Consider the following 16,702-nt stretch of genomic DNA (forward strand, 5'->3'; position numbering starts at 1 on the left):
GCTACCCTGGGGGTGATGTTTCTTGCCTGTATCTTCACTGTTGCGGTAAACAACATGATTGATTCCAAATCAAGCGGCAAATAGCGTACACACCATCAAACACGCAGCCGTGTGTCAGAGCCAGGACCGGAGCAAGCCCCCATCTTCTTCGCTTGTACTCCTGTCAGCGGGCCGGTGAAAACGGCCGTGGGAATCCTCGCCGTTATGCTCCTCGTCTGACTGGGCATCCTTGTGGTCAACCATGCGCCCCGGCTGTGGCATAAAGCCTGCAGCAAGAACAGATTCGTAAAGGTTAAATTTGTTGCCAGATGGGTACATCCATGATGTATTGAACTACTATTGATAGCCAGCACACAGACCGAATGAACTTCTCGAGCGCACCCATGGATAGGGGCAGCCCTATGGTACTCATGCAGGAGTTTTTAAATGCAGACAAGGATTGTCTCGCCATGCACCAACCGGAAGGAACCGGACATAACACCCCCACCGCGCCGTGCCACATGCGCGTCGCCGTTCCTTCATGAGCCGGAGTATTCACGCTTCATCAGGAGGGCGGGACAATGTCAGCCGTCTTGACCTCACGCTTTATCGAATGGCGTGCCGATCGCAAAGGCCTGGCGGTGATTGCTATCTCGCTGCTGATAATCGGCTGTATCACGGCCATCATCTACCACCACCAGAGCCAGCAGAAAGAATCATGGCTGCATAGCCAGGGACAGAGTCTGGTCAAGATCATCAGCGCCATGCCGGTCGAGCAGCTTGTCTCGAACATGGGCAACAATTCGCTGATGAACACCATGCACAATGCGCTGGTGGACAAACATTTTGCCTATATTTCGCTGGTCAGCCCGGATGGCATTCTCCTCACCGAACAAACCGCCGACGGTCTCCTGATCCCCACGCTGCATATTCCCCGCGAGCCGGCATTCTGGTTCGGCGAACGGGGAAATAGCGCCGGATGATGGCTCCTCCCGGATACTGGAATTCCATGCTCCCCTGTTGCAGGGCGGACAACTGCGAGCCTTTGTCCGACTGGGCTTCTTCGCGCCCGGTTGGAGCGGCCTGACAGCCCAGCTGCCTTTTCTCGCTACCCTGGCCTTCCTTGTCTTCAATCTGGGCTGTGCCATCTACTTCATGACCCGACTGGATCGGGGTCAGCTGACCACACTGAATGACCAACTGGGGCAACTGATCAACGGCAACCGGCTTGGCCCCCTCCAGCTCGAAGCCAACGGTGAACTGCTCGAGTTTATCCAGCGCTTCAATGGCGTCATGGCACGCGTTAATGAGCAGCAACAACACCAGGCTGTAAGCAACCACGAACTGCTGCTGAACAGCAAGCTGGTCACATTCAAGAACTCCCGCCTGAATTCCATTCTGCAGACCTTGCCCGATGCCGTTTTTGTACTCGACGACACTGGCCGTCTGTGTTTTTCGAACAGCAAGCTGCGCTATTACCTGGAGCTAGAGACACCGCTCGACGAAGGTGCGACCATGGCTGAATGGTGCCCCCACTCCGAGCTCATCCAGTTCAGCAATCAGGGGAACAGTACGGCGTACGGCACCAAGAAAACCAATGAAATAACCCTGACCATCGGGGGCAACACCGAACGTTCGCTTCGTTTCCATCGCTACCCCCTGTTCTCACCCAGCCGTCCGGACAAGACCTTCGGCACCCTGATCATCGGTCGGGACATCACCGAGCAGCAGTTGGCCGTTGCCCATCGTGGCGAGTTCATCGCCCAGGTCGCACATGAACTGAAAACCCCGCTCAATGTCCTTGCCATGTACAGCGAGGCGTTACTGGGCGAAGACGGGCACTCGACCGAATTCCGTATAGAAGCCTGCAATATCATTCACGATGAAACCGAACGACTCTCGGGCCTGATCAACAACCTGCTCAATCTGAGCAAGCTGGAAAGCGGCACCATCAAACCGGATCGTCACCACGTCCGGCTGCATGACTTGCTGCAGGATGTCCTGAACTCTATTTCCACCGGCACTCGTAACAAGGATATCCAGTTCAGCTTCGCCGTTTCCAACGAGATGCCACCCGTCTACCTGGACAAGGATTTGCTCCGCATCGCCGTCACCAACCTGCTGACCAACGCCATCAAGTACAACCGAAAGGGCGGCAGCGTCTGCCTTCGTGGGCAGGAAACCGACAGCAGTATTGTCATCACGGTCGAAGACACCGGCATCGGTATCTCTGAAGCCGACTGTTCCCGTGTGTTCGAACGACACTTCCGCTCCGCCAGCGTGCAAGTGAGCCAGCGCCCGGGTCATGGTCTCGGCCTGTCGCTAACCCGGGAAATCGTCGGCTTGCTGCATGGCAGCATCAGCGTGCAGAGCGAACTGGGCCAAGGTTCCTGTTTCCGTATCCAGTTTGATAAGACCGTCGGTCTGCTACAAAAGGTACCAACATGACTCCAACCATATTACTGGTAGACGATGAACCCCATATCCTCAGGATCATGCGCCTGCAGCTGGAGCGACAGGGTTACCAAATCAGCACCTGCAGCAACGGCGAAGATGCCTTCGACCGTCTGCGGGAAAACCCGCCCGATGTGCTGATCACCGATATCCAGATGCCCAGGATGACGGGAGAACAGTTATGCAAGAAAATTCGGACGGAAATACCCAATCGAAGCTTTCTTATTGTGCTGCTGACCTCGCGTACCGAAATCGAGCACCGCATCTGGTCGAAGGACTTCCACAACCTCTGGTTTTACGAAAAGCCCCTCAGCATGCGTCAGCTGATATCTGAACTTGGCGGTTATTTCGAAGCCCACCGTGCGGAGGCCTGAGCCATGTCCTTAGTCGAGCTGTCGACGGTCGATTTCAAACGCTACCTGCACTATGCCGCCAGCCAGCTTCCTCAACTGCAGGAGTGGCTGGTGCAGGACCGGAACGGCATGGTACTGGAAGCATCCGACTCACCGGAAAGCCTGGATCCGGACTGGTTCACCCGTCTGCCGCCGGGTCCGGATCATGCAGAAGAATGGGTGCAACAGCAGGGAGACAAAACGGTCATCACCCACGTCATCAAGACCGACAATGATATTGTCTGGGCCAAACTCTATCTGGCGTTATACGGCAATATCGATGAGGCTCTCAAGGTAAGCCGTTTTATCCGGGACAGCCTCAACCACGAGATAGCACTGCTGTACGAGCTCAACAGCATGGCGACCGAACTGTCCGACCGTTATGAAGAACTCCACCTGATCTATGACATCGACACCCAGCCACTCAGTTACGAGAAAAGCCAGTCAGCCATCAAGCAGCTGGTAAGGAACTGCGTCGACTATCTGTCCGTGGATTTCGCCTACCTGTGGCTGCCCAGGCAAAAAGTAGAGATCGTTCAGGGTGCCGACCAGCCCAAACGAGACGAATTTCAGTACGCCATGAGCGGCTGCCGGCAATATTTTCTCGACCACATCGCCGTCTCCGGCGAGGCATTCGTGGTCAACAGTTTCGGTGAACTGGCTCGCCATGGCTACGACTGCGAACTGCCTTACAAAATCACGCTCTGCCCGATCAAAAGCCAGGAAGAGAACGCTATCGGTTTTCTGATGCTGGCGAAAATGATGAACAAAAACGACTTTACCAACAGCGATCGCAACCTGCTGATGGCAATGGCGGGCAAAGTCACCAAGGCCATTCTCAGTATCTACGACGACAAGACCGGCCTGGTAAAGCACGAGGGCTTCGGGCACCAGTTACAACGTGCCCTGGAAGCAAAACAGAACCAGAGCTTCCACCACTCGCTGATCCTGGTCAATATCGACAAGTTCTCGGTGATAAATGACATCATGGGATTCGCCGAAGGCGACAGGCTGCTGCTGCGGGTAACCCGCATTCTGAATGCCTGCATCCGTAACAGCGATAGCCTGGCCCGGCTCACCGGTAATACTTTTGCCCTGCTGCTGCCCAACTGTTCGATGCAAGATGCACAGAGAGTCGCTCAAAAAATCATCGACGATATAGGCAGCCTCTGCGTCACCAACGGTGAACAGCACCAGAACATCAGTTGCCGCATTGCCCTGTCGGGGATAAAACACGAAAACCAGTCCGTTGACCGCCTGCTGTCCAACCTTAACATCGCACTGGATATCGCCAGGGAACAAGGCGGCAACCGCCTGCAGATCTGCAATCAATACGATACCGAGCAAGCCGCTCGCTCCGGGGCTATGCGCTGGATTGGCCGTATTCAGGAAGCGCTGCGCAGCAACCGCTTTGTGCCCTATTTTCAGCCCATAGTCCCCCTGCATCCCGATGGCACCACCGAGTCACACGGCGAGATCCTGCTGCGCTATATCGATGACAGCGGCGCCGTCATCGCGCCCGGCGAGTTCATGCCCGCCGCCGAACACTATCATCTGATGCCGGCAATCGATCTGCGCGTCATCGAGCTCGTACTGGAGCAGCTTCCCCGTGACACCTCGGGGCTCTGGTCCATCAACCTGTCGGGGCAATCCATCTCGGAACCGGACTTCGTCAAGAAGATCATCGAAAGGATCCATGCCCACGGCATCGACCCCAGCCGTCTCTGTTTCGAGGTCACCGAAACCACCGCCATCCGCAGCCTGACCGATGCCAAACACTTTATTGCCGAGCTGCGCGCGATGGGATGCAGCATCTCGCTCGATGACTTCGGTACCGGTCTGAGTTCTTTCAGTTACCTGCGCGAGCTCAACATCGACTACTTGAAGATTGATGGCTCTTTCGTCCGCGCCATGGTCCAGGATCCCACTGCCCACATCATGGTAAAAGCCATTCACAAGGTGGGGCAATCCATGGGGCTTAAAACCATCGCGGAATTCGTCGAAACCGATGACCTGCGGCAACAACTGGTCGACATCGGTATTGATTACGGACAAGGGTACCTGTTCAGCAAGCCGATACCCCTGGCTGATTTTCTGAAACAAGGATACTGATCGCAGATGGCACTTCCGACCAATCACAACGCCGTTCAGCCGCTTTCAAGCAGTAGCTCGGCAGCTGCTGTTTCCGGTTCGATTGCAGCGGACCAACAGTCGGTCATGCACACCAAAATTGGCGTCATCTCCTACATCACCCCGACCCGCAAGCTGACGGATCCGGGGATGACCGCCGCATTGATGGACTGCGCCAGAGGCTGTACCGAACGCGGTGAGTGGCAGCAGATCATCGATTTGACCCATATCGAACGCATCCACAGCGCCGGCCTGGAGTGTCTGCTGGACATCGGCGAACAACTGGCGTCTCTCGGCGGCTGGCTCAAAACCACCCATGCTCAGCCCACAGTAAGGGAAGTGCTCAATTTCACCGGCATCGGCAACCAGATTGACCTCGAAGAGCTGTCTCAGGAGATACTGTCCCCCGCCACCGGCAAACCGGAAAGGCCGGTTCGCCTGGGCGATATTTTGCTGTCCCGTGGTGCCATCAGCGAGCAGCAGCTCCAGGAGGTGATCGGCCTGCAGGACAAGCTCAACAAGCGCATGGGTGACATTCTGCTGGAAAAAGGCTGGCTCGAGGAATCCCAACTGCTGGAAGCACTGGGCAAACAGCTGAAGTTACCCTTCATTAAGCTGCGACCGGGTCTTTACGACCCAGATATCGCGCTGCAGATCCCGGCTCAAACCTGCAAGCGACTGGGCATAGTCCCGCTGTTCCGGCTGCGCCACGAGCTGCTGGTCGCCACCGCCGACCCCCAGCAAATGCCGGCGTTTACCGAACTGGAGGAGCTGCTCAGGGTGCATGTCAGGCCCGTGCTGGCCTGCCGTGAAAACATTCAGGGAACCCTGAACAGCGTCTATGCCGACGGCGACGACCCGCTTACCGATGAGTCGCTGGACCTGATGGAACCGCAAGATCAGGATCTGGAGCTGGTAGAGAACACCTACATCGACGACTATGCCCGGATAGACGAACTGGCCGAAGGCAGCCCGGTCATCCGACTGGTCAACTCCATCCTGCAGCGTTCTGTCAACGACAACGTCAGCGATATTCATATCGAACCGGGACGCAACACGGCCCGGGTGCGGTTTCGGATCGACGGCCTGCTCTATCAGGTCATGACTCTGCGCATGGAGTTGCTGCCGGCACTGGTATCACGGCTGAAGGTGATGGCCAACCTGGATATTTCGGAGCGGCGCCTGCCCCAGGACGGCCGCATCCAGGTTCAGACCCGCAATCGCCTGGTCGATCTGCGCTTCAGCTCGCTGCCGGGCCTGTACGGTGAGAAAGTGGTGCTGCGACTGCTGGACAAGCAGCACTCTCTGCTGGATATCAACAAGCTCGGCATGAGCGAGCACAGCCTGGCGCAATACCGGAAACTGCTGCAGCGTCCCTATGGCCTGATCCTGGTCACGGGGCCAACCGGTAGCGGCAAGACCACCAGCCTCTACGCGGCCATCAATCACCTCAACAGTGTCGAAAAGAATATCGTCACCATCGAGGATCCGGTCGAATATCAACTCGATATCGTCAACCAGAACGAGGTGAAAGAGAAGATCGGCCTGTCCTTTGCCAAGATACTGCGCCATGTGCTGCGTCAGGATCCGGATATTGTACTGGTCGGTGAAATCCGCGACCGGGAAACCGCCTCCATCGCGGTGCAGGCCGCGCTGACCGGCCACCTGGTACTCTCGACGCTGCATACCAACAGCAGTGCCGGCGCCGTCGTGCGCATGATCGATATGGGCATAGAACCCTACCTGCTGTCCTCGGCGCTGGCCGGGGTGGTGGCCCAGCGGTTGATCAGGACCATCTGCAGCCACTGCAAAACCCAATACCTGGCGCCGGTAGAGATCTGCCAGCAACACGGCTGGCCTACCGACGGCAGCGTGATGCTGTCTCGGGGTCGCGGCTGCAGCGAATGCTACGACTCGGGATTCAAATCCCGCCTCGCCATCCATGAATTGATACCGACGACCCCCGCGCTGCAGCAACTTATCCTGCAGAACCCCAGCCTGGATGCACTGGAGGCCTATCGTATCGAACAGCAGATCCCTTCCTTGTTCGAGGACGGGCTGGATCGCGTACTTCGCGGCCTGACCACGGCCGAAGAGATCACCCGGGTGATCAATGTCTGAGGAAGCAGCCCAATGCCACTGACCATGAAAAAGGACAAGCCCGCGCAAACGGCGCGTCCCATGCCCTTCGCCGGTCTGTTCCAGCAACGGCTGAAGGCGAGTGATCGACTGTTCTTCAGCGAGCAGCTCTCATTGCTGCTGGAAACCGGCACCAGCATACTGCCGGCGTTGAAGACCATAAGGCTGCAGACCCGGCATCCGGCGATGCACGCCCTGCTGACCGATCTCGAACAGCGAATTGCCGATGGTCAGCCTTTGTCCCAGGCCCTGTCGCATCATCCCCGGCTGTTCAACTCGACCTATGTCAACCTGGTGGCGGCCGCCGAAGGCGGCGGCTTCCTGAACAAGGTGCTGCAGCACCTGGCCGAACTGGACGAACGCCGTGAGCAACTTCGTCAACAACTGAAAAGCGCCGCCTCCTATCCTATGTTTCTGGCGCTGTTTTCGGTGGCGGTCATGCTGTTCGTGCTGGTGGTGGTGTTCCCCAAATTCGAGGACATGTTCACGGCCATCCGCGACCAGCTGCCCTGGACCACCAGGGTGCTGATGAACGCCAGCGACGTCATGCGCCAGCACTGGCCCTGGCTCTGTCTCGCCGCCGCGCTGCTGGCGCTGGGCGGATACGCCTGGGCCGACAGCGACGCTGGCCGGCAGCGGCTGGATCGATGGCGCCTGACACTACCCGGCATCCGTGGATTTTATATCCGTCTCTATCTGACCGAATCGTTGCGGGTGCTGGGGCTGTCGCTCAGTCACGGCGTGCCCCTGGTCACCGCGCTGGACGCCACCCGCGATGTGGTCGGCAACCGGCAGTTTCAACAGTTTCTCGGCCAGCTGCAGCAGAATGTCACCGAAGGAAAAGGCTTGTCTTACGGCTTTGAAAAGGCCGGCTGGATCCCCTCCCTGGTGCGTCAGATGCTGCGTACCGGCGAAGAAACAGGCAACCTGCCCAAGGTCATGATGCGGCTGACCGAACATTATGAAAGGGAAGTGCGCAAACACCTGAACACCCTGACCAAGCTCGCCGAGCCGCTGATGTTGCTGGTGATGGGGCTGGTCGTCGGGGTGCTGGTCAGCTCGCTGATACTGCCGATTTTCAAGTTGTCCCGGGTCGCTCACTGAGTGACCCGCCCAAACAGGTATGAAACAGATATGAAAACGGAGGTCCACCAACGCAATAATAACCCTGTCCTTTAATGAAGATTTTCAAGCCTTGGACTACAGTAAAAATCAAAGACTCATACGCACACCATCATGCGCTAATGTTAATTAAGAGAGGCACTGCCATGAACATAAAAAAGAAATTAATACAAGGCTTTACCCTGATTGAGCTCTTGATTGTGGTGATCATACTGTCGATTCTGGCCGCCATCGTCATTCCGCAGTTCAGTGCCTCCACCGACGATGCCAAAACCGCGTCCGCCCAGAGCACCCTGGCCAACCTGCGCTCGGTCATCGCTCTCTATTACCAGCAGCACGGGGAATACCCCGGCAACGGCACTGCAGTATCAGCGGATACATGTACCGGAACCAAAGGCACAGGAGATGGCTTAATCGCCAACGCCGCTCAAACCTTTACCGATCAGGTGACGCTCTACAGCAATGACGCCGGTGGCGCCTGTTCCGTCAGCGACACAGATAACCACCGCTTCGGCCCCTACTACAAAAAAGCAGCACTTCCCGGCGACCCCTTCATGAATGTGGCGACCCTCACCGTGATCGAAACCGGTGATCTGAAAATGAATGCAAGCGGTACCACTACTGGCGGCTGGAAATACGACCGCAAGAACGGGAAGCTCATTATAAACCACGAAGACTATGACGACCTGTGATTGGTGGCAGCCATGTCGGTGGTGCCGGTGCGGCTTCGGGGCAGGAGCCTGGCCGAGCTGCTGCTGGTGATCACCCTGCTCGGCGCCCTAGCGCTGGTGGTGGTGCCCCCGCTGACGGCCCTGGGGCCGGAGCGGGTCGAGCTGGCCGCGGTCGAGGTGGCCGGTGCCATCCGCTTTGCCCAGAGCGAAGCCCGGCGCAGCGGGGTCGAACACGGTGTGCTGCTGGACACCGCCGCCCAGCGGCTGCGGGTGTATCGCATCGACGATTCGGGCCCCTCGCCGGTGGTCACCTTCGAGGTGTATCATCCGCTCGACAAGCAGCTCTATGACATCAGGTTCGCCACCGATGCCCGCTACCAGAAAGTCCGGCTAGACGAGGCGACCTTCGTCTATCAGGCGTCGCCGGCAGCCAGCAGGACATCGGCTTCCTGACCAGCGGCGAACCCCGCTATCTGGATGCCGGTACACCGCGGTTGCTGGTCAGCGGTACCGTCACCCTGAGCGACGGCAACCATCAACAGCAGCTGAATGTCGCCCCCATAACCGGTCGGATCACCCGGCCATAATCCCCAATAACAGCAGCAGCCATAGCCATAACAACAGCCATAACAACAGCCATAACCACAGCAATAACAAAAAAATAATAAGAATCACGACGAGCAAGGAGTGCGCGCATGAACAACAGAACGGGAAGATCCCTCAGGTCGTCCTCCCAGCAGGGGTTTTCCTATATCGAGGCTCTGATCGCGACCTTTATTATCGGCCTGAGCCTGGTGCCGGCCATCGAGGCCCTGCAATCCGGCAGCCAGGGCGCCGCCATCAACACCCAACAGAACATCGACCGGCCCTTGCTGGCCAGCAAGATGGAGCAGCTGCTGGCCAGCGACTACAGCCAGCTTGCCGACGCCGCCGTTGACCCCACCACACCCAGCAGCCTGTCCGACACCGTGGTCAGCAGCGATGGCCGCAGCCTGCAACGTCAGGTGTATCTGGCCTTTTATGACGGAGAAACCGGCGACCTCTTTGCCGGCGCCGAGACCGGTCTGTTGTGGCTCAGGGTCGAACTGGCAGGCACCGCCCAGGCCCTGGAAACACTGGTCAGTCAATGAAGCCGCTCGTCGTTGCCTTTCGTCTGCGCCAGCAGGGTCTGACCCTGCCCGAGCTGCTCGGTGCCGTGGCGATACTCTCGCTACTGATGGCCGGGCTTGGCGGCCTGATCGGCTCCGCCCTCGAACTGCAGAGCGCAGGCCAGACAAAAAACACCTTGGCTCAGGAGGCCCGCTTTGCGCTGGCGCGCATGACCGAGTCGGTGCAGAACAGTCATCGCCTGCTGCTGCCGCTGGCCGACAACCTCGCCACCAGCTGGTCCGAGCATATTCGCGTAGAGACGGTGCCGGCCTCGCCCCCCGAAGGCAGCAGCACCCTGGCCACGGCGGTGCTGGCGGTCACCCTGAGCCCGCGCCAGGACCTGGATGGCGACGGCTGGGCCGACGCCAACAACGATAAAGACTTTCTCGACCGCAACAACAACGGCCAGCGCGATCCGGGCGAGGCCGAGCGTATCGACGAAGATCTCGATGCCGATAATACGCTCGACGGCGCACCCGGCATCATCGGCATCGACGACGATGGCGATGGCAGCGTCGACGAGTCCTCGGCCACCAATCCGGCCAGGGACAACGATGAACAGGGCGGCCACGGTGATGACCCCCAGGGGAACGGCGATCAGGATGGCGACGGCGCTATCGACGAGGATATGCCGGCCGATATGAACCAGGATCAGAAGCCGGGCCTGGCCGGCATCGACGACGACTTCGATGGCCTTATCGATGAAGGAAGCATCAATCATGACGATGACGAAGACGGGCTGGCCGGGGAGGACAACTTCGAGCCGGTGGTGTATTACCTCAGTGGCGACCAGCTGATCGAGCGCTGGCCGGCCTTCAGCGATCAGAACGGCGACAGCCTGGTGGATGGCCGCGACTATACCGAAAGCGTGATTGCCAAGGGCGTGACCCTGCTGCGCATCGAACGGGTGCCGCTGGGCGGCGGTCGCGCCCAGCTGGTAGATATCACCCTGACACTGACCCAGGATGCCGATAACAGCATCAGCCTGCAGCGCCGGGTGCGGCTGGGAGGTGGACTGTGAATCGCCAGAGCCGACGTCACCAGAGCGGCTACCTGCTGCTGCCGGTGGTGATCACCCTGGCCTTGCTGGCCAGTATCTCCTATCTGCTCAGCCACGACAGCGCCCTGCATCTGGCCGGTAGCCGCGGCGAGGCAGACCGGCTCGAGGCTCGCTATGTGGCCGAAGCCGGCCTCAACCATGCCAATTGGCAGGCCCAGCAGGCCAACTGCACCGCCTATCCCAGCCTCGGCAATCAACCCTTCGGCAACCACAGCTACAGCACGGTGATCAGCCCCACCGGTGGCTCGCCTATCAGCATCACCGCCAGCGCCCTGCTGGCCAACGGCAGCCGCTACAGCATCAGCCGTGACGCGGTCGATACCTTTGAGTCGCCGATCACTCACACCCTGGTACTGGGCACGGATCCCGGCAGCGACGTGCTGCTCGACAAGTTCTACCAAAACCAGAATTTCGGCAACTTCGAACTGCAACTCAGCGCACTGTTGACCTGGACCCGCCGCAGCCTGCTGCAGTTCGATCTGTCGGCCCTGCCCGGCGGCGTTCGCCTGATCGGCGCCGAACTGCAGCTCTATCAGCTCAATACGCTCAGTCTCGGCGGCAGCCTGACGGCACACAGGATCACCCGCAGCTGGGTGGAGGGGACCGGCCAGCACCGGCAGCCCGAACGGCGCCACCTGGAACAGCTATAACGGCAGCAATGGCTGGAGCAGCCCGGGTGGCGACCATCAGGCCACGCCCGTCGCCAGCGCGTCGGCCCGCCTGAGCCCCGGCTGGGTCAGCTGGAATATCGGCACCCAGGTATCGCGCTGGCTCGACGGCACCGAAGCCAATCAGGGCCTGCTGTTGAAAACCGGCCTGACCTCGGCCCCGCGCTTCGCCTCGAAAGAACACAGTGACGCCAGCCTGCGCCCTCGGCTGGTGCTGACCTACGCCTGCCCCTGCGACGCCGGGGCGGCCGGCATCAGCCTGGTGCTGCAGCCCGACGCCGCCGGTTCCGACACCTACCTTGATGACGGCAACCCCGGCACCAACTGGGGTGCAGCAACCGACATGCGCATCAGCAACAAGAGCAATAGCCAGAAACGTGGCCTGCTGAAGTTCGACCTTTCCGGCATTCCGGCTGCCGCACTGGTCACCTCGGCGACCCTGGAACTGAACCTGGAAGGCATAGGGTCGGGCGACACCGCCTCCATCGCGCTGCACAGGGTCACCCGAGACTGGCATCCGGCCCAGACCAACTGGAATGTAGCGCTGAATACGAGCAACTGGACCAGCCCCGGGGGCGATATCGACCCGACGGCGATCACCAGCGCCGTGATTGACCCGCTCACCCCGGGAGCCACTCAATGGGACATCACCGCCCTGGTCGGCGACTGGGTTGCCGGCAATCAGAACAACTACGGCCTGATGCTGAAGGGCAGCCCCGGCGTCAACCATGCGGACTTCAGCACCAGCAACCACGCCACCGCCGCCCTGCGGCCGAAACTGACCATCCGGTATCACTGCCCCTGCGGCGCCCAGTGCACCGTGCCTGAAACACCTTCCTGCAGTGCCTTGTTCATTCCCGATAGCGTGGCCGGCGAATTCAGCACAGCGGGAAAAAGCTACCGATACAATACCGGCATTACCCCGGTGCCGGAGGGCATGCCGTTCAACGGTAAAACGGTGCCGTCCGGCGGCGGCTGGATAGCGGTGGGAGGCTCCGGCCGGTTAGTACTGCTCAGCCGCAGCGGACAAATGCTAGACGATACCTTCACCACCGGCCTGTCCGGCCTCGAAGGCGTGGCCTATGTACCGTCGGGTGAGCTGGCCGGCAAACTGGTGGTGGTCAAAGGCAGCCAGATCTACCTGATTGACCCGACGATCCTGCCACCAGGCAGCAGCTATAAACATATGTCGGTCGACTTTGCGTCCGATCTGCGCGGCGCCAGCTACATCGACGGGGGCCATTTTGACGGTCATATCGCCCTGGTCGATAAAGCCGCCCACCGACTTTTCATCATCGCGCAGAATTTCACCCTGGTACAAAGTCGCGACCTCAGCGTCATGCCGGGGGCGCCTGCCAGCTACAGCGGTGGCGTTGAAGGCATCGCCCACCTGCCCGACACCGACCTGTTCCTGCTCACCGATGTCACCCTCGGTTACGCGCACCTTTACTCGGCACAGGGCTTCTGGCAGCGTGGCTACGAGGTCATCAACAAATTCGGTATTTCCAAACCCACCTCGGCGGCCATAGATCCGCAGACCTGCGCCCATGTGCTTGGCAGCCACCCCGACGATCGATACAAGCTGCTGACCAGCACCAACGCGGACGACGGCACCCGGCAAAGCATACTGGCCCCCGCCGGCGACACCTTCATTCTCTCAGTCAACCAGACCCACAATATGGGCAGTGACACCGGCCTCCAGGTCGAAGTGGAGAACAAGGGCCATCGGCGGGCGGCCCTGCTGCGCTTCGACCTCGGCACCCTGCCGGCCGATGCCAAGGTCCACAGCGCCAAGCTACGCCTGCACGCCCACAACCGCGTCGGCAACCAGAACTGGAACCTGCAGGTACACCGCATCAAGGAAAGCTGGACCGAAAACGGCGCCACCTGGCTCAGCCGCGACGGCAGCCAGAACTGGAGCGGGGGGCCTGGCGGCAGCTACGCCCCAACGGTGGTGGCCTCTCTGCCCGTTGCCGGTACCGGCTGGTATGAATTCGATGTAACAGCACTGGTGCAAGAGTGGCTGGACGGCGTTTCACCCAATAACGGCGTGCAGATCATCGCCGATGCGCCGCAAAAAAATGGCCTTGAATTCAGTTCCCGGGAGGCCCCTATGCACCACAGCTGGTTATTGTCCATGGCAAGTGACACACTGCTCTGGCGCCCGTCCGGCGCTTGCCCCGGGCCTTGCCCGGCCTCTCCGGCCGCTGCTGGTGTCGTGCCCCTGTTGAGAGAGGAAGTGTGACTATGGCTATCCCCAAATCCATGGCATTTAACCTGCCGGTGGCAAGCTGGCTCAAGCGACCCGGCCCCCCTTCCATCGGACTTGAACTGTCGCTGAACCGTCTCAATCTGGCCCAGTTCAAGCCGCAGCCCCCTGGCTCGTCGCCGGTACTGCAGGCGGCCTGTTCACTCCCCTACCCGACCGACCGGGATACCCTGCTGGCCTCACCACAGAGCCTGAAAGCCCTGTTGGCCAGCGCATTCAAACAGCATCCCTTTCGCGGCCGGCGCGTCACCACACTGCTGCCCGCCGACAAAGTCAGGACCCTGTCGCTGAGCTATCAATTCAAGCCCGGCCAGGACGAAGCCGACATCATACTGACCACGCTGGCCCAGCGACTGAACGAAAAGATTGATGATCTGGTGGTCGATTACATACCGATCCGCACCACCGATGACAGGCCCGAACGACTGGTGCTGATTGCCATGGCCCGCCGCCGCGAGGTGATTGACTACCTGGAGCTGCTGCGCCGGGCCGGGCTTGACGTGGTCTCGGTTGAAATCGGTCAGACCGCCATCAGCCGTCTTATCCTCTGGCTCAATGGCCATGTTCCGGACCGTAACAGCCTGGTGATCAATTTTGGCAACGACAACAGCTACCTGACCATGATTGCGGGCCGACGCCTGGTGATTGACCATAGCATCGATTTCGGCGAGGCCACCCTGCTCGAACGATTGGCCTCGGAGCTGGATATCACCAGCCTGCAAGCCCGGGCCCTGATGCGTTCGGCCGATACCCATGGTCAGTCGGAACACTGGACCTCGGCCGAACCCTGCAACGACAAGGCACGCTCAATGGCTCTGGACATACTGCTGCCCGACCTGATGCAGCTCAAGGACGAGATCCATCGAACCCTGATCTACGCCGCCTCCGAGCTGCATGGCCAGCCGGTGCACAACCTTTATCTGTTCGGCAGCCTGGCTCGCTGGAACGGCCTGCGCGAGCACCTGCAGAGTTTGATCGAGATTCCGGCCCACTATCCAGACCCGCTGGGCGCCTTTCAGGGGCAGCGGTGGATCACACCGGATGGGCAGCAGGACTTCTGTATTGCCACCGGCCTGGCACTGAAGGAGCTGACGCCTCATGCATGAGCTGGAGCTGATTCCGCCGGACTACCGCGCCGGCCGACTGATAATACGCCGATGCATTTTCGGCGTGACTATGCTGACGGTGGCCAGCCTGCTGCTGCTGCTTGCCGTAGTGCTATTGTCACGCCACAACGACCAGCAGGAAAACCAAATCTTCGCCATGCAGCAACAGCAGAACGACATTCGCTACCAGCAAAACCAGCTGCAGGAACTGATCCGAGCCCGGAGCTCTCTGCAACGAGAATTGCGCTTTCTCGAAGGCCTGCGCAGCGGTGTGACTGTCTCCGAGTTGCTTGATGCCACTGACAGGGCGCTGGGTGACAACCCGGTCTGGTTTCAGGAATGGAGCTTTCGGCGGGCCAGCAGCCTGGTCGACAAGCCAGCGGGTACCTCGACTCAGGGATATTTCATCCTGATCAAGGCTGAAGACAGCCCCGCTACCGGGCAGGAAGCACTGAAGCTGGACATGAAGATGACGATTCGCGGTCAATCGGACGATCACCTGGCGCTGTCTCATTTCTTGCGCCAGCTCTCCGAACAGCCCCAGATTGCCGAGGTCAATCTGAGCCGTACCAGCCTGCGCCGCTACATCAGTGGCGAGGTACTGGACTTTGAATTAACTGCGCGACTCAGCTCGGGTGAGACACCATGAAACCGGACATCAACGTCGATCTGACCCCATCAAGAACCTGGCTGCTGGCGCTGGCCGGGGGCGGCCTGTTGCTGCTGATTGCGCTGGTCACCTATCTGCTGCTACCGGAGCTGAAACGTTATGACGTGGCGAGAGACACCCTGATGTTGCACCAAGGGGCGCTGCCGGAGGGACAGCAGCTCGACAGCCAGCTCGCCCAGCTCCGCTCCGAGGTGGAAACCTTGCGGCGCACCATTCACGGCGACATGGCCCAGCGCCCGGCCAAACAGCTTGGCAGCCATGTTATCGAGTCGCTGCAGAATCTTTCCTGGCAAAACCAGATGCAGCTGACCAGTCTGGTGCCTCGCACGGGCAGCCGTATCGACGCATTTCAGGAGCTGATCTTCGATATCGAGCTCAGTGGCAGCTACATGGACTTTTACCGCTGGATCCGTGAGCTGAACGACCAGCTCGGTTTCGTGATCATCTCCGCCTTCGACATGAGGCCGGTTCGCACCCAGAGCGATGGCACCCACATCGATATCAAACTCACCATCGTAGCCTACAAGGCGGAATCATGAACATGGAGCGTCTCTTCCCGATCAGCCTCTGGCTGCTGGCGACCACCGCCCTGGCAGACACCGGCATGCCATTACGGGACCCTTTTGTCAGGCCACAGACCGAGCTGCCGGCCCGAACCACCCCGACGCCGGTCGTTTCCGAGCCCGACTTCAAGCTGCGCGCCCTGCTGGTGGCCGGCGATAACTCGCTGGCCAACATTGACGGCACCATACTGGCACTCGGTGATGAATTCGACGGATATCGATTGATTTCAGTCACTCAGGAAGAAACCCTATTCGAAAAAGGCGCAAACAGATATCGTATCCCTCTCAAGGAACGAACGTCCCGATAATGACAACCAGGAAGCAGGAGCT

16 protein-coding genes and 1 pseudogene are annotated in these 16,702 nt (G+C 59.6%); all 17 read left to right on the forward strand.

Annotated elements, in window-relative coordinates; all coding sequences use genetic code 11:
• Nucleotides 1–560 precede the first annotated feature (560 nt).
• On the forward strand, nt 561–962 hold the full coding sequence (locus BFR47_RS14785) for a hypothetical protein (RefSeq protein WP_071473785.1): 402 nt from the start codon (nt 561–563) through the stop codon (nt 960–962).
• A gap of 37 nt (nt 963–999) precedes the next feature.
• Nucleotides 1,000–2,427: a sensor histidine kinase gene (locus BFR47_RS14790; RefSeq protein WP_071473786.1), complete on the forward strand. Its 1,428-nt coding sequence runs from the start codon at nt 1,000–1,002 to the stop codon at nt 2,425–2,427.
• On the forward strand, nt 2,424–2,807 hold the full coding sequence (locus BFR47_RS14795) for a response regulator (RefSeq protein ID WP_071473787.1): 384 nt from the start codon (nt 2,424–2,426) through the stop codon (nt 2,805–2,807). The genes BFR47_RS14790 and BFR47_RS14795 overlap by 4 nt, the downstream gene beginning before the upstream one ends.
• Nucleotides 2,808–2,810: 3 nt before the next feature.
• Nucleotides 2,811–4,937, forward strand: coding sequence for a sensor domain-containing phosphodiesterase (locus BFR47_RS14800; RefSeq protein ID WP_071473788.1), 2,127 nt, complete (start codon nt 2,811–2,813; stop codon nt 4,935–4,937).
• A 105-nt stretch (nt 4,938–5,042) separates the two neighbouring features.
• Nucleotides 5,043–7,076 carry an ATPase, T2SS/T4P/T4SS family gene (locus tag BFR47_RS14805; RefSeq protein ID WP_175514118.1) on the forward strand — a complete coding sequence of 678 codons (2,034 nt, stop codon included), beginning with the start codon at nt 5,043–5,045 and terminating at the stop codon, nt 7,074–7,076.
• 12 nt (nt 7,077–7,088) lie between these two features.
• Nucleotides 7,089–8,198 (forward strand): type II secretion system F family protein, encoded by a 1,110-nt coding sequence (locus tag BFR47_RS14810; RefSeq protein ID WP_071473789.1) that lies wholly within the window; start codon nt 7,089–7,091, stop codon nt 8,196–8,198.
• A gap of 164 nt (nt 8,199–8,362) precedes the next feature.
• On the forward strand, nt 8,363–8,908 hold the full coding sequence (locus tag BFR47_RS19215) for a type IV pilin protein (protein WP_071473790.1): 546 nt from the start codon (nt 8,363–8,365) through the stop codon (nt 8,906–8,908).
• Nucleotides 8,909–9,340, forward strand: a complete 432-nt coding sequence (locus BFR47_RS14820; RefSeq protein WP_139215197.1) for a pilus assembly FimT family protein — start codon at nt 8,909–8,911, stop codon at nt 9,338–9,340. It abuts the gene before it with no gap.
• A gap of 242 nt (nt 9,341–9,582) precedes the next feature.
• Nucleotides 9,583–10,017: a type IV pilus modification PilV family protein gene (locus BFR47_RS14825; protein WP_071473792.1), complete on the forward strand. Its 435-nt coding sequence runs from the start codon at nt 9,583–9,585 to the stop codon at nt 10,015–10,017.
• Nucleotides 10,014–11,057 (forward strand): PilW family protein, encoded by a 1,044-nt coding sequence (locus BFR47_RS14830; protein ID WP_071473793.1) that lies wholly within the window; start codon nt 10,014–10,016, stop codon nt 11,055–11,057. The genes BFR47_RS14825 and BFR47_RS14830 overlap by 4 nt, the downstream gene beginning before the upstream one ends.
• Entirely contained in the window at nt 11,054–11,746 is a 693-nt protein-coding gene (locus BFR47_RS14835) for a hypothetical protein (RefSeq protein WP_071473794.1), read from the forward strand. The genes BFR47_RS14830 and BFR47_RS14835 overlap by 4 nt, the downstream gene beginning before the upstream one ends.
• Nucleotides 11,747–11,759: 13 nt before the next feature.
• Nucleotides 11,760–11,924 (forward strand): annotated as a pseudogene (locus tag BFR47_RS19315) (hypothetical protein); the annotation flags it as partial.
• A 51-nt stretch (nt 11,925–11,975) separates the two neighbouring features.
• A complete protein-coding gene (locus tag BFR47_RS19320) occupies nt 11,976–14,009 on the forward strand; it encodes a DNRLRE domain-containing protein (RefSeq protein ID WP_342713640.1) in 2,034 nt (677 codons plus the stop codon).
• A gap of 2 nt (nt 14,010–14,011) precedes the next feature.
• Nucleotides 14,012–15,139 (forward strand): pilus assembly protein PilM, encoded by a 1,128-nt coding sequence (pilM, locus tag BFR47_RS14845; protein WP_071473796.1) that lies wholly within the window; start codon nt 14,012–14,014, stop codon nt 15,137–15,139.
• A complete protein-coding gene (locus BFR47_RS14850; RefSeq protein ID WP_071473797.1) occupies nt 15,132–15,788 on the forward strand; it encodes a PilN domain-containing protein in 657 nt (218 codons plus the stop codon). Before pilM ends, BFR47_RS14850 begins: the two co-directional genes overlap by 8 nt.
• Nucleotides 15,785–16,348, forward strand: a complete 564-nt coding sequence (gene pilO / locus BFR47_RS14855; RefSeq protein ID WP_071473798.1) for a type 4a pilus biogenesis protein PilO — start codon at nt 15,785–15,787, stop codon at nt 16,346–16,348. Before BFR47_RS14850 ends, pilO begins: the two co-directional genes overlap by 4 nt.
• Nucleotides 16,345–16,680, forward strand: a complete 336-nt coding sequence (locus tag BFR47_RS14860; protein WP_071473799.1) for a hypothetical protein — start codon at nt 16,345–16,347, stop codon at nt 16,678–16,680. Before pilO ends, BFR47_RS14860 begins: the two co-directional genes overlap by 4 nt.
• Nucleotides 16,681–16,702 lie beyond the last annotated feature (22 nt).

The sequence above is a fragment of the Oceanisphaera psychrotolerans genome, assembly GCF_001870485.1.
GTDB lineage: Bacteria > Pseudomonadota > Gammaproteobacteria > Enterobacterales > Aeromonadaceae > Oceanimonas > Oceanimonas psychrotolerans.

What these genes read in the sequence shown, in the direction of transcription:
- BFR47_RS14785 (WP_071473785.1), top strand. Translation starts at nt 561, where the DNA reads ATGTCAGCCGTCTTGACCTCACGCTTTATCGAATGGCGTGCCGATCGC.
- BFR47_RS14795 (WP_071473787.1), top strand. Translation starts at nt 2,424, where the DNA reads ATGACTCCAACCATATTACTGGTAGACGATGAACCCCATATCCTCAGG.
- BFR47_RS14800 (WP_071473788.1), top strand. Translation starts at nt 2,811, where the DNA reads ATGTCCTTAGTCGAGCTGTCGACGGTCGATTTCAAACGCTACCTGCAC.
- BFR47_RS14805 (WP_175514118.1), top strand. Translation starts at nt 5,043, where the DNA reads ATGCACACCAAAATTGGCGTCATCTCCTACATCACCCCGACCCGCAAG.
- BFR47_RS14810 (WP_071473789.1), top strand. Translation starts at nt 7,089, where the DNA reads ATGCCACTGACCATGAAAAAGGACAAGCCCGCGCAAACGGCGCGTCCC.
- BFR47_RS19215 (WP_071473790.1), top strand. Translation starts at nt 8,363, where the DNA reads ATGAACATAAAAAAGAAATTAATACAAGGCTTTACCCTGATTGAGCTC.
- BFR47_RS14825 (WP_071473792.1), top strand. Translation starts at nt 9,583, where the DNA reads ATGAACAACAGAACGGGAAGATCCCTCAGGTCGTCCTCCCAGCAGGGG.
- BFR47_RS14830 (WP_071473793.1), top strand. Translation starts at nt 10,014, where the DNA reads ATGAAGCCGCTCGTCGTTGCCTTTCGTCTGCGCCAGCAGGGTCTGACC.
- pilM (WP_071473796.1), top strand. Translation starts at nt 14,012, where the DNA reads ATGGCTATCCCCAAATCCATGGCATTTAACCTGCCGGTGGCAAGCTGG.
- BFR47_RS14850 (WP_071473797.1), top strand. Translation starts at nt 15,132, where the DNA reads ATGCATGAGCTGGAGCTGATTCCGCCGGACTACCGCGCCGGCCGACTG.
- pilO (WP_071473798.1), top strand. Translation starts at nt 15,785, where the DNA reads ATGAAACCGGACATCAACGTCGATCTGACCCCATCAAGAACCTGGCTG.
- BFR47_RS14860 (WP_071473799.1), top strand. Translation starts at nt 16,345, where the DNA reads ATGAACATGGAGCGTCTCTTCCCGATCAGCCTCTGGCTGCTGGCGACC.